Consider the following 21,294-nt stretch of genomic DNA (forward strand, 5'->3'; position numbering starts at 1 on the left):
GGCTATAATGATGCCGCTTAAACGAACGATTGTCTATTATCTGGGGATAACGCTTGGGATTACTTTCATGATGCAAGCGGTGATCGGGGCGGCTTACACCCCCGCAAATATCCTCTTGATGATGTGGGTGCCAGGCATAGCTGCCGTGGTATTCACCTTGCTCGGCAAGACGCCGCGGCCCGGAACGCTTGGTTTACGATTATGCCGCCCCTATGATTTGATTATGGCAGCTGCAATTCCCGTCCTAACGTTTGTCATTACCACCGCAGGCTCGGCTCTATTATTCGAGGGCAGCATCAGATGGGGGGATTACAAGCTTATGGCTATGACGGACAGCTTCACGCTGAATCTCCTCGTCACGATCCTCGTGGTCGTAGCTAAATCTTGCCTGTTCGCGCTTGGCGAAGAGTTGGGCTGGAGAGGGTATGCGCAAAGCCGGATGATCGCTTCATTCGGTTCCGTGAAGGGGATTATGATTCTGGGTGTCGTATGGGGATACTGGCATTTCGGGGTTACCCTCACGGGAGCTACCTTTAAAGGTGCGCCGTTGCTAGGGGCACTTGTCTTGATGCCGCTAGCATGCATCGGCATGTCGTTCATATTCGCATGGTTGACTCTGAAGTCAGGCTCTGTATGGCCTGCTGCTGTGGCCCATGGAATAACGAATATTCTCTTTGATTTCTCGTTCCTCTTAACCGATTATAAAGGAAGCGCGGCTCTGTACTATACTTGGATTGTCGCGGTGATGTTACTCGTGGGAGGCATCTTTATGTGCTTGATCCAAAGAATGCGGCCCCCGGTTACGGAAGGCACGAACAGTGCTGCCTGATCCCAACCCTCATGAAGGATCATCACAAAGAATCGGCGATTCTTTGTGATGATCCTTCTATACTCTTAGTATTGGAGATTATAAAATTGGACATCGATCTTGACATCGGTAGTGCCAGAGTAGTACATGACATTTGTGATATCGAGACGATAAAACGTTGATGGTTCAGTTTCAATAGAATCACTATGAAATCCATTTCCTCCAATTGAGTAGTCCTTTATCGGCTCCCAATCTCCATTTTTCTTTTTGTAAAGCTGATATTTTAAAAATGCAACGCCACCGAGTACACCCTGTTGATTCACCTCAAATCTAATAGGACCGTCTCCAGGATATAACCAGCTAAATGATCGAGTTTCCCACGGTTTGAGAGTATAACTCCCGCTAGGATCACTGGCCATTGAAAACTTGTTGCTTGTCTCAGGTGTTGCTTTACCAACATGAAAATCAGCGGGACTTGTCGAAACAGTCACATCCGCCGCACTGACGGGTACTGCAAAAGTCAAGCATGCAAGAGCCGAAACCATACAAATCTTTTTAAAAATTTTCAATTTAATCACTCCTATGGAATATAGGTATAATAATACAGTAAAACAATAACATTATATCAATTAAAAGTAAGTATTTGCAATTTTTGTAGTTTATAAGAAAATAATATTAACCTGCTTGTTTATTGATTTAGTTAATGCAAACGTGGCTTTGAAATCTGCGCGGTGTTCATTGGTCGTACCGGAGCCATAATTCGTGCGCAATCAGCAATCGCCCGATTCAAAACATCGTTGCATCCTTACCATATAGTTAATTCGTCACTTATGGTACGGTTCAGCTATCAGGTTAACCGGCGAAAAATACGAAAGGAGCGTGCCTCGGCAGCTCCTTCGTTGTTTTATTAAACGCTTTATTTACTAATGGCATGTCCCGTAGCCTAACCTTTAGTTCAGCCGCTCTCTGTAACCGATTTTTACCTCGCACGCTCGTCGATCAATAGCCCAGAAGGAATGCCCCACTAGATGTAGAATATTTCCAAGGTAGGGAGCGAGAAATCTTCCCACCCCTACGTTAATATGAGTTGAATCCTATAGGAACCGAGGACACGACTAATGAAGCTTCAATTACTATATAACGAATATCTGAATCTAAAATTCAACAGAGGATTACCGTCCGTTCAAACGGACTGCTTTGAATACAGCCTTTGTGAAGACGATAGCGCAGAATTATTCTTTATCGGTCATGAGAATGAGTCGTTTATCGAGTGGACGGATGAATTACAACCACAAGATCCCAATTACATCGCAAACCCGGACTGGAAGCCTGTGCTCTCGGCTTTTTTTGAACATCTGGATGTCTATGATGAACTGATTCTCTATTATCTGTTGTTTACGATCAACAAGACGATGTCCATTATCAAGATCAATCCGTACAATGCCATGAATGATTTTATGAAGAACTATTGTTTTTTTCAGTTAGCTCAATTGACGGATACTACCAGCTTGAACGATGAACAGAAACAGCAATTACGAGACTTTTTCTTCTTTTTCTATCTTTATACTCATCCGGTGAATGAGGAGACCCTCTACTCCTTTTCATTCCGCGGGCAAGATCTGGTTCATACGAAAACCAATATCCATATGGAGCATTATTTCTCTGTATACCACGATTACTACAGTGAGCATCTCGACAAGCATAGAGATAAATTAGTCATCGCACCCCATGAAATAAACGCCTGCAAACATCTCACGCTGGAGCTGTTAAAGGCAATAGAGGGAAAATCGCCCAAGCTGGCCATGCCTCCGGAAGAAGGATTGGAAGATGTATTACGGCTGATCAATGACGTCGATTATTTGATCCATAGCTACGCCGAGAATAAAACAACGGTATTTGGGATGATGAGAGACTTTCTCTCTGACCAACGCTCTAACCCTTATCGCGAACATGGTTTCCGTACGCTGCTTCAGAATTATGTCTGTTATATCCTTTATTTTAAATTTGATGAAATTCATGATTTGGTGGATTACTTTAAAGGCACTCCGTCATGGTGCGAAACGATCATCAATAAAATCTTTACGGATGCCATCTTCATTCAGAAGATTATGAGGCAGAACCGTATAGATATAACCGAGTATGGAAATGTAGTCGAATTCTTCGACGAGGAGGCCCGAAGGATCTATCTGTGATCTAAAATTTCGCCGTCACTTTACACGCTACCACCAAGAAACAGTCAATGAAAGAGTTATATTAATCATGATTAAAATTGCGGCAATGAAAATTAGAAAATAAACCGTATTCCTTTTGTTGTTTCCCATAATGATTTGGTACACCTCCGTTAAACCGATATTGTCTTAACCAACGTCTTCGTATTTCAGTGTCTTCAAGGTTGGGATGAGAAACAAGAGCGATAATATCGTCATGATCCCGACCGAGATCAATCGGAAAAGGACATTTTCTCCCGTCTCACCACCCCCGAATGGAGAAATGAGCAGGATACAAGCAAGGACCTTAAGCAGCGTGGATCGCCGTACAATTGAAAAGTAACTGTAAACGATCGATCCCGCTGTATGGGTCACGCTAAAGACGATTATTAATAAAACAAAGGTTAACCCATGCCCGAATGTGAACGGTTCGGTCACACTAACATGAAAAATATTTACAATCGAAATGGCGATCAAGGGAAACAAAGCAGAACATACTGTTGCAAACAAGGCATACACGAACATGACGGCCATCTTCCCGTAGTAGAGTCGAGAGCGGGCGAGCGGATACATGAGCATGACATTCATTGTTTTCTGTTCATATTCCTGCGTGAAGATTTCTCCTGAAAGGACGCACAGGAAAATCTGCGTTACGAAGGCGGATAAGATGAAGCTAACCACAAAGATGGTGTTCCAATCATTCATGCCAGTTTCCAATAGCAAAAAGATAGGAACCATCAGTCCTGCGACTACCAACGAAGCTCCAATAATGCCAAATATTCGTCCTCGATGCTTAAGCTTCATAAGCTCGCATTGAATAACAACTCCCATGCTAGTTCTCCTCCCCTGTATTATTTTTGCCTATCATCGCAAAGAAATAATCCTCCAGCGTATCTTGCTTCGTCACCATGGATCGCACCTCCACTCCTTCGCTCGAGAGCAATCCATTGATTTTGCCGCCTTCATTTAAACGTTCATAGATGCGAATCGTATGAGGATCAACGACCGTGAAATTAGATAAACCAAGCTTCTCATGTAACAGAAAGGCGGCTTTTTGCCCGTCGTCCACCGTAAATTCGATGCTTTGGCGGTTCATTTCCGAAATCATTTTATAGGAAAGCTCGTTCAACATTCTCCCTCGGTGAATAATCCCGACCGTCGATGCCATATGCTCCAGCTCGCTTAGGATATGGCTGGAAATCACAATCGTCAACCCTCTCTGTTTGGCCAAGTCGATGAGTAAACTGCGTATTTCCTTTATTCCCCCCGGATCGAGGCCGTTGATCGGCTCATCCAGCAGCAACAGAGAGGGACGTGTCATAATCGCACGGGCAAGCCCCAGCCGCTGCTTCATGCCCAAGGAGAACGTTGAGACCGGATTGTCACTGCTAAAAGTCAAATCGACCTGCTTCAATGCATGATCAATACAACCTTTCTCCTCATAGCCACTTAGCTTTTTATGGATCTCTAGATTTTGACGAGCGGACAGCCTGTCGTAGAAGCTGGGATATTCGATGATGCTGCCGATGTTCTGTAAATATTCGTAAGATTGGGGTTGAATGGTCTTCCCAAATACTTCAATGCGGCCTGAGGTGGGTTTCCACAGATTGGCGATCATCTTGAGCGTGCTTGTTTTACCGGAACCGTTACCGCCCAAAAAAGCGTAGATTTCTCCGGCTTTTACATTCATATTGAGATTGTCGACAATCGTATGTCCCCCGACTCGCTTACTCAAGTTGTAAGTTTGTATCGCGTATGCCATCACTCTTCTCCCTTCGAGTTTCTCACCTCTACATGATAAAAGACAGATCTGTAAAAGCTCTGTCTTAATTCATACATATTCCTTACTTTCTCAAATAAAAGCGAAAGCAGGTCTTCTCGTAAGGAAGACTCTGCGCCTCAATCTCTCCCCCCATTTTCTCCACTAGAACCTTCACGATGGCGAGGCCCAACCCGCTTCCTTCCAAATCTCTGCTGCGCGATTCTTCCAAGGTATACAAACGCTGAAAAATTCGGGTGACCTGTGTATGCGGAATGCCTCTACCGTTATCCCAGATCTCGATGTATACCTTATCGTTCTCGTCGGTAACGGTAAACCCGATGGTATCCCCATCTGCGCCATATTTGATGGCATTGCTGATCAGATTGCTTAAAATACGGTTGAGTGCTTCCCGGTTCGTTAGCGCATAACAGTCTTCTTCGGGAAGGCGAATGTCAACCTTGCGCTCCAATCCCGTAATGATATCGTGATAGGCCAATATATTTTCCCGTACAACCTCCGATACATTGTGCTTCGAAAGTTTTATCTGCACATCCCCCGATTCCAGCTTCGACAGGGAGAAAAAATCATTCATCATATCAATGAGCTCTTTTGTTTTGCTTTCTACTTTGATAAGATAGGCTTTTGCCTGATCGCTGTTCAAATTGGTATTGGCGGTCAGTGCATTAATATATCCAAGTATGATCGTCATCGGTGTACGCAGATCATGCGAAACGTTAGATAACATTTTGCCCATCTCATCCCGCGTCTCCGCTTCACGGATGCGGTAGTTTTCATGTTCCCCTAGAAGATGGTTGATATTTTCAATCAATTGACGGCAATTCGGATCATTTGTCACCAATCTGACCCTGGAATGCACCGAATCTTGCGAATAATTTCCAATTGATTTTGCGATTTGGCGGATGTGCTGATTCTTGAATCTCAATTGGAGAAGAACATAGATAAGGATGAGCAGCAACACAATGCATAGCCCGGAAAGCATATACATTATGCCGGATCTCCCATCTTGTATCCGATTCCCCATACCGTCTTAATAATCCGCGGCTCAGCAGGATCATCTTCAATCTTATCGCGCAGACGGCTGATATGTACCATTACCGTATTGTCGTCCCCAACAAATTCCTCCATCCATACACTCGAATAGATCTGTGCTTTCGTAAAGACTTTTTTGGGATAGGTGAAAAATAGCTTAAGGATCTCGAACTCTTTGGCGGTAAGATTGATCTTCCGGTCTGGCTTGATTAGCGAATAGTCTTCCATGTTTAATTCCAGGTTCCCTAAACGTATGATCGTTTCTTGAGGTGGTGAATGGCGGTAACTGGCCCTTCGCAGCAGAGCATGTATCCGTGCGGTTAACTCGCCCATCGAAAACGGCTTTGTTATGTAGTCGTCCGCACCCAATTCGAGACCGAGAATCTTATCCGTTTCCGAATCCTTAGCCGATATAATGAGCAATGGCACCAAACAACGCTCTCTAATATGGGCCATCACTTTCTTACCGTTTAACTTCGGCAGCATCATATCTAATAAAATGAGATCAAACTCACGCTTGTTGAAGGTAGACAAGGCTTCCTCACCGTCGGCTGCTTCGACAACATCGAAGTTCTCTACCTTTAAATGATTGACAATCATCTCACGAATCTCCGCATCATCTTCTACTACCAATATTGTGGACAAATCTTTCACCTCCTGATTATACTAATCGCAGTTCTACTTCCAACATGTTAATCCATCATATGAAGAATGGCTTTGTTTACACATGCTTTGGCTAAATCTACAGCTGTCTTCCCGTCTCGATCTGTAGCATGAATGTCCGCGCCATATGCTAACAGCAGCTCAATCGCGGCAACATTTTCCCTCCTAATCGCTCGATGCAAGGCGGTTTGTTTATAATCATTTCTACATTCAAGATTAGCTCCGTGATCCAGCAGGAATTTGATCCCCACAATGTTATTGAAATCCGCAAAGCTATGTAGAGGAGGGAATGACTTCTTTTCCTGGTTCACATCACAGCCCAACCTTAGAATATCTTCCAGCAGAGCTTCGTCTCTACAATGAAGAGCAATCCCGAAGCCCTTCTTATTCACCTCTTTTTGATAAACATCCGGAAATTCCAGACGAATATAATTCACAATATCGCTTGAGTGTTTAAAAGCAATTTCAAGCGGCGTTTGAGTCAGAGAACGTTTACCTACGTTTGCCCCCTTCTCGGCCACTAATCTAAATGCCTCCAAATTATTGTGTTTGCTGCAAAACTGCAATGAAGTGCCGCGATACTTAAGAACTTTGTCCAAATCGGATTTGCTCGCGCGAGTGACCAGCTCTTTAATTTTCTCCATGTCATTCATATAACACGCAAACACCAATGTATTCTTTATTTTTTCTGCTTTTAACGATTGCTGTAAGACTTCTTTTCTTTCCTCTTCCTTTGGTTCCAAGCCATATCTCTGGTGAATGATTAATTCAAAGGCATCCGTATCAAAAAGCTCAGGATTCGTATCGTTCACAAGGCCATGCTCAACTAATTTGCCAGCGTCGACTTTGATACAAAGAATGCCCTTTCCCAGCATGAGTTCCTCAATTTCGTTCATATATTTATCAAAAAGAGCGATCGTGGTGTGACCATCATAGGAAACTTCATTTTCGAAAATGGGAAAGTATCCGCTCGTAAACGAATTCTCCGTGCCTAAAATTAAATAGGTATACGTTTTTTCACTTAGCATAGGTTCGTTGATAATCGCGTCTATTAAATCAGCAAGGTTGTTCATCTATTTCGGCCTCCATGTCTTTTCACGATTTTAAGCATTTTGGGAGCATTCCGAGCAGGAGGACTTCCATTCGCGTTGATGGATATATTGCTCGCCCCACTCGCCCAATTGGTCTAATATGGATTTCAACGACAATCCTAATTCACTCAATTCATAGACCACTTTCGGCGGCACTTCATTATATACCGTTCTTATGATGATGCCGTCTTCCTCCAGCTCCCGAAGCTGCTGAGTTAACACTTTTTGTGTAATCTCGGGAATGGCCTTTTTTAATTCACTCGTTCTCTTCGGCCCGGGGCCGCAGTTTAAATGACATAAAATCAGCAGTTTCCATTTCCCCCCTAACACCTCCAATGTCGCTTCTGCGGGGATGTTAAACGTCCGTGTTGCCTGCCTTTCCATGGGTTAACCATCCTCTCGTCGGTCCTTGGGTATAGTTACTTTTTGGTTCCTATATTACTTTTTGGTGCTTATAGAACATAAAAGTGCGTTCTTCCCTTTTTTTCCTGCATAAGAGATAATTTCATCGTACCTCATTCGAAGGTAAAAGTTGAGAGATGGAAGGTGAACTCGATGAAAATCTTGACCGTTGTATCGCACCCCAGGGTGAATTCCTTGACTTTTTCTGTTGCAGACAGGTTTCTACAGGGACTCGCTGATGCGGGCCACGAAACGGAGATGCTGGATCTGCATCGCAGCGGCTTTAATCCCGTGTTGTGGGAAGCGGATGAACCCGATTGGTCGTCCGATCACAAGATCTATTCGCCTGAGGTTGAGGCCGAAATCGAACGAATGAAGAAGTACGATGCACTCGCCTATATTTTCCCGATCTGGTGGTTCAATTTGCCTGCCATGCTCAAGGGATATATCGACCGGGTATGGAACAATGGTTTTGCGTACGGCTCCAATAAATTGCATCATAAACAAGTACTGTGGCTTGGTTTGGCAGCGGCTCCGAAAGAACTCTTCGAGAAGAGACAATACGATAAGATGCTGTCCCAACATCTGAACGTCGGAATCGCCAATTACTGCGGAATCTCGAATAGTAAGGTTGAGATATTATACGATACCTTGGATTCAAGGCCGGAAATTTTTGAGAATCTCCTGATGCGAGCTTACCATCTGGGACTCTATTATGACAACGATTCAAGGGTGTAACTTACGTCTTTTCATGCACGCGTAGAGAAATCTGTGGTTTGCTCGAATGGCAAAAAGAACACAACCGTTGAAACGAGTTGTGTCCTTTTTGTTGTATGGTGCTTCGCATCGCCAAATTAAAAATGACATCATGTATCCACCTTCTCTGAAGCCGAGCAGATCATCATGATGTCATTTATTTTCAATTTTTAGCTTCCTTGCTTCGCTTATCCTTGAGCAATCTATACATTTCCAATATGCTCCAGCCTATCCCTTAAGTGTCCGGCTTTATCTATGATCGGTTCTTCCGGCCACATGAGGGTTCTTCTTCAAATGCATACCTGTCTCCCGCATAGATAAGGGTTTTTATAAGTGCCCAATTTCCATTCAATAATTTTTAAAACACCTCTAACTGGTGCCTGCTCTTCTCTTTCTTCCGCCCTACAGTCCCGATTTGTTGGAAGGAGGTTGGAAATGGCTGAGGAATGACGTCACAGCCTTTATGAATCGGCTTAATAAACATGCTCGGTAAACCATCGATCGCTTGCTTATTTAGTTGAAATCTTAAGTACCCTTTATATAGCTTGAAAATATATGGTCATTAGACAATTCTTCGGGGGATTTACCTTGCCCCTCCCCTAAAACCCCTCCTAATTTAAAACCCCCATTCTGATTTTTGTAATACACATAGATTACACTCGGCTCGTTTTTATAAATCGCTTCAATATAATAATCATTTGTTTTAAAATCATACTCACCTGAAAGTTGCTGTATTTCTTCTTCTGATAAATGTTCGTCAATATTTAAAGAATAAAGAAAGTCTTTTTTGATCTTTTCTTTTTCGTTTGTATCCCCTGACTGACTTCCTATTTTCCCTATTTCATCAAAGGTAAGAGAACTGATCATCAACCCACTTACAATCACTAACCCCAAAAGACTGAATAATAGATACTTCCTTTTATTCATCATAACACCCCTTTCGGTTGTTAATTAACCGGAATAATGATCTTATCATCAAACGTAACAGTTGAAATTTTATTTAAACTAGCAATATCGAAAATATCCATTTTAGGTTCACTAAAACTACCCACATATAAGTTTCCTTGGTTATCTCTATTAAATTAATTACACTTTCTGTCTCACTCTATCAAGAGAAGGACACCCTTGCTCTTGCCGAACGGTGAGAGAGCCAGCCCCCGTTCGTGCTTAGTATCACCAAACAAAAAATGACATCATGTATCCACCTTCTCTGAAGAAGAGCAGACCATGATGTCATTTATCTTCAATTTTTAGCTTCCTTACTTCGCTTTTCCTTGAGCAATCTATACATTTCCAAGCTATCCTTCAAATGTCCTGCTTCATCTGCGGTCAGTTCTTCCGGTTCCCCATCAATAATCAGCCGGTTTATCTTTTTCTTGTCCCCGGGTTCATTCAAACTTCCTACCAAAAGCCAATCAATCGACACGCCATACAATTGCGCAAGCTTCTGCAGCACTTCGTTATCGGGTTGCGATCTATCATTTTCATACTTGGATATTGTGGTAAAATCAATCCCGATTCTCTGGGCTACTTGCTCCTGTGTCATCTGCTTTCGATTTCTGGATTGTTTTAACCGCTCTCCGAAAGTCATCGGCCCCACCTCTGAGTTCAAGTATACGAAACTTGAACTTTCTTCAAAATGAATTTGACGAAAATTCAATTTGTATTTATAATATTGAAGTATCATCAAGTTTTGCATGCAATAAAAAATTGTATTGGAGATGGTACTATGATTTATCTTGCTTGGTTTGGAATCATGAGTCTCATTTCATTAGTTCTTGTTATGATCTTTAAATTTCAAGCCCGAAAAAAGCCCCAAATTAAAATTATATGGCTACTTCCCGACGAATCAATCCACGAAACAACCGTGCAGAGCATTGAGGAAATTATACCTTTACTACACTCCGTGCAAAAAATCAGTATCCATAACCTATCATATCGCTACAGGGAATCCGAACTCATGATTGATGAAGATGGTTTGAGTCTGGCAGTATCGCTCAAATGATTTTTTATACCCATAGCAACGCTTTCGTTAACGCAGTTTCACTAAGTATCTCTTGAGTTCAGAATAAACTCTCCCCATCAATTTATTATATGAGACCATAACTGAACAGGCGGATGAGCTTATCTACTTGATGCGTCTAAGAGGTCGCTAAAAGGATAATTGATTTGATGGCTGAGTTGCTTGATCCTCAAAAAAATTTCATGCGTATCTTCAGCAGTGAAGAAAACACGATGTCTTGCTGGCTTTCCTCAAGAGAACGTTTTATCGAGGCTGGAAAGCCGCCGCTGCGTTCCGACTACGAAAAAAGAGCCATCTGAGTGGCTCCTTTTAATCCTAAATTCACTTAATTATCATATTAAAGCAAAAACATAATCTTTTTATCATCACCAACACTCACGAATAAAACTAGAACCATACTTTAAAACATATAAATTTGATAATTTGGATTTTTTAACCATACAATCCATTGTAATAGTGCATTCCCATATCTTCTAATAGAAGCTTGGCTCCAAGTTTTCCCCAATTTCTTCGATATAAATTCCCCTAGTTCAATACTATTTAAATTGGGATTTCGTTCGTAAATATCTAAGCCAAGCTTTATTGTTCCTGCTTCTCTTACAACATCAGCCAACTTAGAATAATCTAAACTTGAATCAACAATTTTCAAGATGTTATCTTCTTTTTGTATCAAATCTAAAGAATATAGAAGAGAAATAGAATTTCTATAACCGAGGCTTATCAATATATCCTCATCTTTTTGACCACTCTTTATCTTATTTATTAAATCAAGAACTCTGCTGGGAGGTGCCTCGCCTAAAAAGTTCGAGAGCCTTTTAGGTTTTAACCTGCCTCTTTTTGAAGCCGAAGGAATATCTTGAATTAATCTGATCGGCTTGTCTGAAAAGTAGTAATTTCCAGATTTATAAAATAAAATCCCAATACCATCAAGCCATCTTAATATCCTGCTAGTATAAATCTTCCATGTCTGTTCTGAATAGTCTGCTGACGGGTATATTCCCCTTAAAATAACATTTACTTCATTTTCATTTGTGATTAAACCTGTTCCTTTTTCCTCAAGTAAATACTTTGTTAATACATGATTTTTAAGAAATAAATATGTTGTTTTTACAGAATCAAATTCTGATTTTTGTATTACTGATACGATTTCCTTGTTCCTTTCAACTGTACCAATCATCACTAAATCACGAATTACATTTTCTGTCGCTTTTGATTTGATTCCAAGTTGTTCAGTCAGTTCAGATAAAGTCATTCTTCCATGTTCAAGAATGATTTTTAAGACACCCATGCATCTTCTATACTCTGTTTGTGGAATATAAGTAATAGGGATATTAGGTACTTCCTTAGTAATAACATAGTCTCTAAAAATATCCCAATAGAGAATTAAACGATCTCCTTTTCTTAATACAAGCCTTCTATTAATCAAGTTATGGACTATGTCACCGCTATATATTTGTTCAATTTGAAAGAAGTCAGCAGGAGAATCAATAGCAATTTTGTTTATACATGATAACTCAGTAGAACTAAGTTCAGTTAAATCTTTTTCGAAAAGTTCCTTTATATTCAAACCTTTTCCAAGAACCTCTAACTGATCTATTCCTGTTTTCACCAAATTAAATACATGTATGCATAATTTTTTTAACAACCATGGATACCCTTGACAATGATCAATTAAATGTCTCTTTAGTATGGGATTTAATTGTGTCCCTATTTCTTTTGTAAAAATAGATAAGGCTTTCGATATATCTTTTGTAGAGAAAGGACCTAAAGTAAATTCTTTTCGTCTGTCAGCATGATTATGCCACATAAAGTATGCCGGATGATCTTGAGGGATGTGTCCATCAGACTTCCACGCAAACCCAAGTACAAAATTCTCTTGAGCCCCATCAACAGCAGAACAAAGGGAACGAATGTTTTCAAATAGATTAGAAAGTTCTTTTTTTGAGAATATTTCTTCAAATTGGTCAAAAACTAACGCAATTACCTTCTCTTCTTTTCGAAGAACATCTAATACTTCAGCTATACTTGCATGGGTAAAGGGATTTAAAGTGCTTGATATTTTTATTTCTTCAGAGGGCTCTTTTATAAATCCAGAGCTTATTGCTTCCTTTATGCAAGAAACTAATGCTAACTCGCCATATCGTTGACTAACTGCTGCTCGAACATCAACTGCATACATGAAATACTTACCTTTATTGCGTGTATTCTTACACCTATCAACTAGTTTAAGAACAACCGAACTTTTCCCCCATCCAGAGGGAGCTTTTAAAGCAAATAAACGAGTAGACGTAGATGCTAATCGCACACTATCCAAAAATCGAAAGACCTCGGATTGGGTATCTTCTCTACCTACAAAATCCTCTGGTCGTGAAGGTCTGTAATCTGCCCATTGGTCACCCGCAGACACTTTAACAATAGCCTGAGATTCTTCAGTATTGTAGTTCGAGCTTATCAATAATTTTTTTGAAGTATTAGACTCAGAGGAACTAATAATCCACTCTAGATCTTTAAATGTAGAATTTAGTTTTGAGACATTTACTATTAGTTCTCTACTTTTGATAGGTTCTCCTGAATCTGTACTAAATAACATTACGGCATATGGTGTCCCAGTATTAATATTAATAATTGGTATAGCCCAAAACCGACCATACTCTGTTATTAATAAACAATGGTCATCAGAAAATTGACCATTAACAACCGGAAATTGCAATTTATTATTTGAACATATTTTATTTGTTGATATTAATAACTTAATTAATCGATCGGCTGTATAAATTTGAAGGAGCTTTCTTTCCTTTGTTTCCCTACTCTCCCATTCAATCATTGAACCTTTCGCATCTTTTCCAAGAGGACCAGTGGTTAATAGCCAGCCCGAAGAAGCAGAATGTATTAACACGTTGCCAATAATTTTGGATAAAACATCAGCTGAAAGGTTATCTTTATGCGCTTTACATTCAACATATATTTTTTCACCGGATACCTTATGTACTGCAAATAGATCAATTTCAGCACCTGTTATCCTAACTTGTTCAATTACATCGTATTGCATGGTTTCTAGAACTTCTTTACCAAGTTGCTCTAACAGGTTTCCTTTAAAGGTCGTACTTTTAGTATCACTTACTACCACCTCAATAGCACACAGTCCCATCCCATAACCTTCTTTCGCTGTATTAATTAGGAATTTCAGACTATTTTTAATTATATCATGCATAAGATTATTCTGGGTAGCTTGTTCTACGGATATTAAAATTTATGTATCTCTGATTTTACCAGGTTTTTTATATGTTACAGGATTTTTTATATCCCCCCTAATTAATACATTAAGATCCTTTTGTGTAAATAATTTACTTCACATTCTCATTCCTTCTAAAATAGAGTTATTCAATGATGTTGTTTGCCTGACTTTACTCGATTTCAAGGTTTCATGCTTAATTTTACAGAGCCATTTTATGTTTCATTTGAATCGGTGGATAAGGAGTTTATCAGATCATGAAGACTGTCCATTATTTCTTTTACGTTCGGATAAACTGCGTTATTAATAGACTCTAATTTGCTAGCTTCAGTATCATAATTGGAAGAATTAATATTACCCCAGATTTCGTTAACTACCAACAAATCATCTTCAATTAGTTGGATTTTCTCCATAGATGTTTTAACAATATTTTGTACCACTTCTGACTGAGCATTATGAATTAATAATAGTATAATCATTGACTTGCAGAAACTAACCATGTCTATTGTAGATTTTAAAGATGTAATTTGGCATATTGCAACATCCAGGCTAGCCGTTGAGTAACTATTTACAAGACGGTTTAAATCTGATAATTTCTTATAATCCTGATCCAATTTCCGAAAATTTGAGGCTATAGATTTCAATATATCGGTCTTTTGATCAATATCATTTTGCAGAGTACTTACTTGATTGTTAAAATCCGATATAGTTAATTCAAATCTTTCTTTATGTGTCGCAAGTAGTTCATTTTTACTCTTGATCAGATCATCCTTGGCCTCTAATCTATCTTTATAAAAAGCTCTTAACGTCTTATAGATAACAGGTAAAGCAAGCAGAACAAGTGCAATAATAATGAAATATTGGAAAGAATTAAGTGTGGCTAGGTTCTCTTTAATTAATTTTATTATTTCTGCCATAAGTCACCTTAGTTAACAAGATAGAATTTGTACATCCCCTACCACGTACAATCTCCATATGAATTTTTATGAAGATTTCAAGCTGCAGGATCGATTAATGAAAAATGAAATTAAGAACGTCATTGGCTACGTCTGTATTAGTTCTGAATCCCTTAAAGATAATACTTCCATTAGAGATATCTATGCGTATTGTACCAGCCAAGATTGGAAATCAAAAGAAACTTTTGTCAATAAAACAAAGTCTGGATACAAAACCGACAAAATCCGTTGCCCCGAGGATGCGTATAAGCTCGTAACGGAGTACTTGAGCGACGTCAACCGCGAATACTGTCTGCTCATCTGCCTAAGCATCAGAAACACAATAACCGTGCTCGAAGTCGTCTCCATCGGAACCCTCGATGCGGCACTCGTCACGCCGAGGGAATTGTTCAAATCCGCCATATTGAGCAGTAGCGCCAGCATTATTCTGGCCCATGCCCACCCGAGTGGCGACACAACGCCGTCTAAGGAAGATGTGGAGCTAACCGAACGGGTAAAGAACGCTGGAGAAATCCTCGGCATCGAGCTGCTGGACCATATTATCGTCGCGGATGGAAAACACTTCAGCTTACGCGAGAACGGGCTCATGTAGCCAAAAACATGAAAATCCCAGAATCTGAATTTTAATATTCTTGGAAATTAATCAAAAATAAGGAATTTCTTCCTATATATACTTTATACATTGAATGGCAGTATATGGTTTAACAAACTTTGGAAACCACACATTGATAAAATCCAATTTTAGGGAGGCGAGCAAAAATGAACTTTAAAAAATGTAATTCTCCAAGAAAAAACTACTTCGGTTTGAAAAAATGTTCATTTGCATTAACCGCGATTACCTTGGCAACCGCGATTTTCTCATCAGCTATTGTTTCTGCTGAACCAGAAAAGACAGAACCAAAACCTATGGAACCAATTGGTTGGTCAGAATGGAAAATTGGTTACGTGAGTGACCCGTATCAAATGTACGGTTCTTTTAATTATTGTACTTCTGGAAGAGGGAATATTGGATATTCTTTATCTTGCTCCAAAAGTCTAGCATGGAGCGATACTTACAATGGGACCTTGAAGATACCTATTCCTAAAATAGAACCCAATATCGGTATAACAATCAGCAGAACAGCTACCTCCACGACAAATTACACAGCTGTATATAAATATGATAATCAAGTGTTGCAGATTGATGTTAGAGATAAATATACAGTAAAAGATTTTAACCAAGAATACTGGGTTTATAATGCTTCTAATGGGTTTCAAGGACGCCTTACCGAAGAAGTGATGGCCACGGGAAAACAGTGGATAGGATGGGATTATAGGGTTGTCGAGCTTAATTAAGCTAAGAATTATGAATACGCGACACTAAGTGAAAATATAGATTACATAGGTGGACTATGTAATCTATATTTTTGTAATTAGCCCCTACGTTTTTAGCCTAAAAGGGAGTGATTGTTATTACTAAGAGAGCTTCTATTCTGATTAAATCGATCATTGTTTTGATTATAGCCGCTCTAGCAGTATTGTTTTTTTTATTTAGAGCAGAAAATGAGAAAAAATCTAAATATCCAAAAGAGCTACTTTTTTTGAATGAATGGAATTATAGCATTGTGGCTAAAACGAATGAGAAAATTCTAGTTGAAATTCCGTTTTACGATTTTCAAAAAAGAAATTTGTCTACTTACAATGTAAAAATAAATTCGAATAAAATCAAACTAGATTCCTATCAAGTATTGAAAAAAGAGGAGAAAAAGGATTTCACGAATTACTCCATGCTTCTAAATGTTTTTTTTGATCAACCCGGAAATTTAGCCGATGAAAAACTTCAAGTCGAGTTTGCCGAGAAAGACAAAAAATATGAAATTCTCCTAGGCAATTTTCATGGGATGATATTCCCAGAAGCCGAAGCTATTGCTACGGTTCGGACAACAAGCTGGCTTCCTTTATTTATCACGCCATTTCAGAATACTGTTCAAACTCAATATGAGGCAAATCTTATAAACGATTCCAATGAAAATTTGGTCATAGACGACATTCTTTTACCTAATGGATATCAACTTTCAAATACTTTTAGTCAAATAACCCTAAAACCAAAAATGGAACATACCATTAGATTCGATGTCAAAGGTCCTTACAATACGCGATGGATGATAAAACCGGCATTAAAAGTTGGCGCTAAGACAATTCCCTTAAATCCCAAACTAGTCGCGTGGGATCCGTCCCTGGAGGATTTACTAAAAATTAAAAATATTTATAGCCAGCCTTAATTGAATAAAACTTTACTTCCTCACTATATATTAAGGAAAATGAGGGGGGCTATAAATATACCTGTTTCAGCCTACGGGAAAACGGGCTCATGTAGCCCGCGCCCCCGTAAAAAGAAAACCCGCACCGGGAACGCACCCCCGATGCGAGCCTCCAAGCCCACACGCTACCGCACAACCGTCGACCCCAAAATACCTTTAATAATCTCCACATTCGCTTCCATGTGCTCGGGGTCCAGCATCCGTTCGTGTCCCCCGACGCCCTGATAATACGCCACCCGGCCCGAAGTGGCCCCTTGCCAGTTCCGATACTGTTGATCGGCCTCATCCTTCGGCAGATGACGAAGCTCGTCCTCCGGCTGCGTGGAATGAACGACATGCAGGTCCGCATGGACCGTGCCGATATTATCCAGCAAATAAATATAGAACGAATATTGCTTCAAGCGTTCCAGATCTTGTTCGTTGATGCGAAAATTTTTATAGAACTCGCGAATCACGGGGGTGGCGATATACCTCTCCCACATCGCTTGCAGGTCTTCGTCGGTCACGGGCTCCGGCTCGGTCTTCCGGAAAGCATCCAGCATAATCACATTAGACACGCGGTACCCGGCCGCCTCCATCGCTTTGGTCACCTCGAACGCCAGATTCCCCCCGGCGGAGTAGCCCAGGAACGTATAATCGCCTTCCCTCTGCGCAGCAGAGATTAGCTTGACATAGCGCTCCATCCGGTCGGGATGATCGATATAATCCAGCGCATAGATCGTGCAGTCGTCCATCTGCTTGGCGAACTCATAGTACGCGATCCCGAGACCGCCCATCGGCGGGAAGCAGAAAAGCGTTTTGCGACGCTCCTTTTTGTTTAAGCGTACGATAGACTGGGGATCCGCCTTGCTGTTATCCATCAAGAAGGCTGCCATGCCCCGGATCGTGGACGACTCCAAAATGACGTGCAGCGGAAGCTCGCCCCGATAGTCGTGCTGGACCCGCGACACGAGCAGCATCGCATGGAGCGAGCTGCCGCCCGCTTCGAAGAAATCGTCCGTGACGCCGATCTCCGGCCTCTCCAAAATCTCCCTGCACACGGCCGCCAGCCGATGCTCCCACGGATTGCTCGGAACGGCCTGTGCCTGTGCCGCCGCCTCCACCGTTTCACGAGCCGTCACTTCGGGCTGCGGCAGCGCCCGGCGGTCGATTTTGCCGTTGGACGACAGCGGCATCTCGCTGAGCTCCGTATAATGAGACGGCACCATGAAAGCCGGCAGCCGTGTCGCGGCAAATGCCTTAAGCTCTTCCGCAGTGACCGGGGCGGCCGAAACGTAATTGGCGCACAGCACGGTATCGCCGCTCGCCCCTTCCCAGGCCGTCACCGCCGCTTCACTCAGCCGCTCATGGCTGCGAAGCACGCTTTCGATCTCTCCGAGCTCGATACGGTACCCCCGGATTTTGACCTGCTCGTCTTTTCTTCCCATATATTCCAGCCGCCCGTCCGGCAGCCAGCGGGCCAAGTCTCCGGAACGGTACATGCGCTCCCCGGGATAGAACGGATCATCCGTAAACGATTCGGCCGTCCGTTCCGGGAGATTCAGATAGCCTCTCGCCAGCCCCCTGCCCGCGATCCACAGCTCGCCCTTCACGCCAACCGGCACCAAGCCGCGGTCGTCGTTCAATATGTAGACGCGGGTGTTCGGCAGCGGCTTCCCGATAGATAAGGGCCGATCCGGCACGACGTTCCGCTCCAGCGTCGTCACAATGCTGTTCTCCGTCGGACCGTATTCGTCCACCAGCTCGATATGCGGGAACTGTTCCCTGCTCCGCTTCACCAGCTTGGCAGGCAGCCGCTCCCCGCCCAACGTCACCACGCGCAAGGAACGGGCGTCCTCCTCGCTTAGACATTCGACCAGCGCCGTATACACGCTGGGCACGCAGTCGAGATGCGTCACCTGCCGGTCGCGAATATGGTCACGGAGCGCCAGCGGATTCCGCGCTTCCTCATCCGTGGCCAGCACTACCGTCGAGCCCGACAGCAGCGGAGTAAACAGGCAGGACAGGAAGGCGTCGAACGCATACGAGTATAACTGCAGCACCCGGGCCGTCCCGTCGAACGGGTATTCCGCCCGGCGGGCCAGAACCGTATTAACCGCTCCCTGGTGCTCGATCAGGACGCCCTTCGGCTTCCCGGTCGTCCCGGAGGTATAGATGACGTAAACCAGATGGCGGCTGTCCGAAAGCGACAACAGCTCCTCCCGGTCCGCGCGGTCAAGCTCCGGGTCCCTTAGATCGATGCATTCCCCGGCAAAAGGAATCTCCCCCAGCGGCGAACTCGTCAGCAGCAGCTTCATGCCGCTGTCGGCGATCATATAGGCTTGCCGGTCGGCCGGATAATCCGGCGGGATCGGGACGAAGGCCGCGCCAGCCTTCAGGATGCCAAGCATGCCGGCGATCATCTCCACGGAACGTTCCGCCCGTAGGCCGATGCGGTCGTCAGGCTGCACTCCTTTGCGCCGCAGCACATGGGCCAGTTGATTGGAACGCTCGTGCAGCTCGCGGTACGTCAGCGTGTGAGCGCCGCAGATCAAGGCCGGATGATCCGGCGTCTTGCGGGCCTGATCCGCGAAGCAGGCATGAAGCGTCCGATCCGCCTGCTCGTACCGGACCGACTGGAAAAAGTCTCCCAGAAGCTTCCGCTTATCCTCCGGCGTCAGCATTTCGACCCGGCCCACGGGCACCGTTTCGTCCGCCATGATCTGATCCAGCACGCCGATGAATTGGTCCTTGAGCTGCTCCATCAGCCACGGCTCATACAGCGATGCGTTGAAGTTAAACTTCATGGCGGCATCCTGCGGATAGACGTAGATATTGAACTGCTCCGTCTGCTCTTCGGCGCGAATATCCGCGAACTCGAAACCTAAGCGGTCCTTCGACTCGACATTGTCCACGTACCTCCGGTCGAAGGGGAAATTTTCGAAGATCATCAGATGCTCCATCTGCCGATGCTTCACATCGGTGGCCTGATTCATTTCCTGCAAGGGGACAAAATCGTACACCTTCGATTCCAGCGCTTGCCGCTGCACCTGCTTGAGGCATTCGTCGAAGGGCTGTTCGGGCTGCAGCCGGATACGGACAGGGATCGTATTGAGGAAAAGTCCCACCATCTCCTCGATCCCCTTCACCTCGGCGGGCCTTCCCGACACGATGGAGCCGAACACGACGTCGTCGCTCTGCATGTACTGCCGCAGCACGATGGCCCATGCCGCCTGAAACACCGAATTGATCGTCGCCTGACAGGCTCTGGCAAGCTGCTGAAGCCGGTCCATCCGGTCTTGGCCCAGCTCCGCGTTGACGCTCATGACCATAGGCTTGACCGCTGGCTTGCCCAAAGGGTCCGAAGCGGAAGAGCGGGCCTGCGCGACCATAGGAAAACCGCCCCGGGACGGCTCCAATCCGGCCAACGTCTTTTGCCAATAAGCAATCCCCGCTTTCTTATCCTGTCTTTCCAGCCACTCCTGATAATGACTGTAAGGGGACGTTTCCACGGTCGCAGGCTCCCGCTTGTCTTGCAGCAGGCGGTAATTGTCCAACAGCTCCCGGAACACTCGCGCAAACGACCAACCGTCCAAAATAATATGGTGATTGCACCAGATCCACCGATACTCCTGCGGACCTGTCCGGAACACAGCCATTCGAACGAGAAGGTCTTTACTGAGGTCGAAGCCCCGCGTCTTGTTGTCCTGCTTCCATTGGCGCAGATACGCCTCCTGCCGTTCCTTCGCCAGCTCCGACACGTCCTCGAAATGCAGGCGGAATTTCCGTTCCTTCATCACGACTTGCAGCGGACGCGGCAAATTGTCGTGGACGAACACCGTTCTCAGGATGTCGTACCGCTTCACGAGAGCGTTCATGCTTTGCTCCAGTCGGGAGACGTCGAGCTCGCCCCGCAGCACCGCCTCGATCTGTACAAAAGAGTACCGGGACTCCTTATCCGAGAGCCAGAGATAATACATCCCTTCTTGCGAAGGAGCCAGCGGGTAGATTTTTTTGATTTTATCCTTGGAATTCATAGGTGGTTCCTCCTGTAGCACCGCAGCC

At 43.4% G+C, this 21,294-nt stretch carries 19 protein-coding genes; 7 read left to right on the plus strand and 12 right to left on the minus strand.

What is annotated here, in order from left to right:
- Nucleotides 1-10: 10 nt before the first annotated feature.
- The gene (locus PEL01S_RS07590; RefSeq protein WP_163768223.1) at nucleotides 11-829 is read left to right on the plus strand and encodes a CPBP family intramembrane glutamic endopeptidase; all 819 of its coding nucleotides are present in this window, start codon (nucleotides 11-13) and stop codon (nucleotides 827-829) included.
- Nucleotides 830-894: 65 nt separating this feature from the next.
- On the opposite strand, the gene PEL01S_RS07595 is transcribed toward PEL01S_RS07590, so the two are convergent.
- Nucleotides 895-1,377 carry a hypothetical protein gene (locus PEL01S_RS07595; RefSeq protein WP_063182801.1) on the minus strand — a complete coding sequence of 161 codons (483 nt, stop codon included), beginning with the start codon at nucleotides 1,375-1,377 and terminating at the stop codon, nucleotides 895-897.
- A 549-nt stretch (nucleotides 1,378-1,926) separates the two neighbouring features.
- Between PEL01S_RS07595 and PEL01S_RS07600 the strand changes: the two genes are divergently transcribed.
- Nucleotides 1,927-3,000 carry a hypothetical protein gene (locus PEL01S_RS07600; RefSeq protein ID WP_127459892.1) on the plus strand — a complete coding sequence of 358 codons (1,074 nt, stop codon included), beginning with the start codon at nucleotides 1,927-1,929 and terminating at the stop codon, nucleotides 2,998-3,000.
- Between the two features lie 165 nt (nucleotides 3,001-3,165).
- Here the strand turns inward: PEL01S_RS07600 and PEL01S_RS07605 are convergent, their stop codons facing one another.
- The 6 genes from PEL01S_RS07605 to PEL01S_RS07630 all read right to left on the minus strand — a co-directional run bounded on the left by PEL01S_RS07605 (nucleotide 3,166) and on the right by PEL01S_RS07630 (nucleotide 7,965).
- Nucleotides 3,166-3,846, minus strand: coding sequence for an ABC transporter permease (locus PEL01S_RS07605; RefSeq protein WP_127459893.1), 681 nt, complete (start codon nucleotides 3,844-3,846; stop codon nucleotides 3,166-3,168).
- 1 nt (nucleotide 3,847) lies between these two features.
- The gene (locus PEL01S_RS07610) at nucleotides 3,848-4,777 is read right to left on the minus strand and encodes an ABC transporter ATP-binding protein (RefSeq protein ID WP_127459894.1); all 930 of its coding nucleotides are present in this window, start codon (nucleotides 4,775-4,777) and stop codon (nucleotides 3,848-3,850) included.
- A gap of 82 nt (nucleotides 4,778-4,859) precedes the next feature.
- Nucleotides 4,860-5,783, minus strand: coding sequence for a sensor histidine kinase (locus tag PEL01S_RS07615; RefSeq protein WP_163768220.1), 924 nt, complete (start codon nucleotides 5,781-5,783; stop codon nucleotides 4,860-4,862).
- Nucleotides 5,783-6,472, minus strand: a complete 690-nt coding sequence (locus tag PEL01S_RS07620) for a response regulator transcription factor (protein WP_275587176.1) — start codon at nucleotides 6,470-6,472, stop codon at nucleotides 5,783-5,785. Before PEL01S_RS07620 ends, PEL01S_RS07615 begins: the two co-directional genes overlap by 1 nt.
- Nucleotides 6,473-6,519: 47 nt before the next feature.
- On the minus strand, nucleotides 6,520-7,563 hold the full coding sequence (locus tag PEL01S_RS07625; RefSeq protein WP_127459897.1) for an ankyrin repeat domain-containing protein: 1,044 nt from the start codon (nucleotides 7,561-7,563) through the stop codon (nucleotides 6,520-6,522).
- 30 nt (nucleotides 7,564-7,593) lie between these two features.
- On the minus strand, nucleotides 7,594-7,965 hold the full coding sequence (locus PEL01S_RS07630; protein ID WP_127459898.1) for a winged helix-turn-helix transcriptional regulator: 372 nt from the start codon (nucleotides 7,963-7,965) through the stop codon (nucleotides 7,594-7,596).
- A gap of 171 nt (nucleotides 7,966-8,136) precedes the next feature.
- Between PEL01S_RS07630 and PEL01S_RS07635 the strand changes: the two genes are divergently transcribed.
- Nucleotides 8,137-8,721: an NAD(P)H oxidoreductase gene (locus tag PEL01S_RS07635; protein WP_127459899.1), complete on the plus strand. Its 585-nt coding sequence runs from the start codon at nucleotides 8,137-8,139 to the stop codon at nucleotides 8,719-8,721.
- A 543-nt stretch (nucleotides 8,722-9,264) separates the two neighbouring features.
- Here PEL01S_RS07635 and PEL01S_RS07640 read toward each other — a convergent pair.
- Complete coding sequence (locus tag PEL01S_RS07640) at nucleotides 9,265-9,666, minus strand: hypothetical protein (protein WP_127459900.1); 402 nt, start codon at nucleotides 9,664-9,666, stop codon at nucleotides 9,265-9,267.
- Between the two features lie 316 nt (nucleotides 9,667-9,982).
- Nucleotides 9,983-10,330, minus strand: coding sequence for a helix-turn-helix domain-containing protein (locus PEL01S_RS07645; RefSeq protein WP_163768214.1), 348 nt, complete (start codon nucleotides 10,328-10,330; stop codon nucleotides 9,983-9,985).
- A gap of 581 nt (nucleotides 10,331-10,911) precedes the next feature.
- Here PEL01S_RS07645 and PEL01S_RS34400 point away from each other — a divergent pair.
- Nucleotides 10,912-11,061: a hypothetical protein gene (locus tag PEL01S_RS34400; RefSeq protein WP_163768211.1), complete on the plus strand. Its 150-nt coding sequence runs from the start codon at nucleotides 10,912-10,914 to the stop codon at nucleotides 11,059-11,061.
- 101 nt (nucleotides 11,062-11,162) lie between these two features.
- Here PEL01S_RS34400 and PEL01S_RS07650 read toward each other — a convergent pair whose 3' ends face one another.
- Nucleotides 11,163-13,910 (minus strand): restriction endonuclease, encoded by a 2,748-nt coding sequence (locus PEL01S_RS07650; RefSeq protein ID WP_163768208.1) that lies wholly within the window; start codon nucleotides 13,908-13,910, stop codon nucleotides 11,163-11,165.
- A 299-nt stretch (nucleotides 13,911-14,209) separates the two neighbouring features.
- Complete coding sequence (locus PEL01S_RS07655) at nucleotides 14,210-14,911, minus strand: hypothetical protein (protein ID WP_127459903.1); 702 nt, start codon at nucleotides 14,909-14,911, stop codon at nucleotides 14,210-14,212.
- A gap of 97 nt (nucleotides 14,912-15,008) precedes the next feature.
- Here PEL01S_RS07655 and PEL01S_RS07660 point away from each other — a divergent pair, with 97 nt between their 5' ends.
- From PEL01S_RS07660 to PEL01S_RS07670, 3 genes are all read left to right on the plus strand, one after another.
- On the plus strand, nucleotides 15,009-15,542 hold the full coding sequence (locus PEL01S_RS07660) for a JAB domain-containing protein (protein WP_239551442.1): 534 nt from the start codon (nucleotides 15,009-15,011) through the stop codon (nucleotides 15,540-15,542).
- A 167-nt stretch (nucleotides 15,543-15,709) separates the two neighbouring features.
- Nucleotides 15,710-16,285, plus strand: a complete 576-nt coding sequence (locus PEL01S_RS07665) for a hypothetical protein (RefSeq protein ID WP_127459904.1) — start codon at nucleotides 15,710-15,712, stop codon at nucleotides 16,283-16,285.
- 107 nt (nucleotides 16,286-16,392) lie between these two features.
- The gene (locus PEL01S_RS07670; RefSeq protein WP_127459905.1) at nucleotides 16,393-17,211 is read left to right on the plus strand and encodes a hypothetical protein; all 819 of its coding nucleotides are present in this window, start codon (nucleotides 16,393-16,395) and stop codon (nucleotides 17,209-17,211) included.
- A 164-nt stretch (nucleotides 17,212-17,375) separates the two neighbouring features.
- Here PEL01S_RS07670 and PEL01S_RS07675 read toward each other — a convergent pair whose 3' ends face one another.
- The gene (locus PEL01S_RS07675; RefSeq protein ID WP_127459906.1) at nucleotides 17,376-21,266 is read right to left on the minus strand and encodes a non-ribosomal peptide synthetase; all 3,891 of its coding nucleotides are present in this window, start codon (nucleotides 21,264-21,266) and stop codon (nucleotides 17,376-17,378) included.
- Between the last annotated feature and the right edge of the window lie 28 nt (nucleotides 21,267-21,294).

This window comes from Paenibacillus elgii NBRC 100335, from assembly GCF_004000865.1.
In the GTDB taxonomy this organism is placed as follows: domain Bacteria; phylum Bacillota; class Bacilli; order Paenibacillales; family NBRC-103111; genus Paenibacillus_G; species Paenibacillus_G elgii.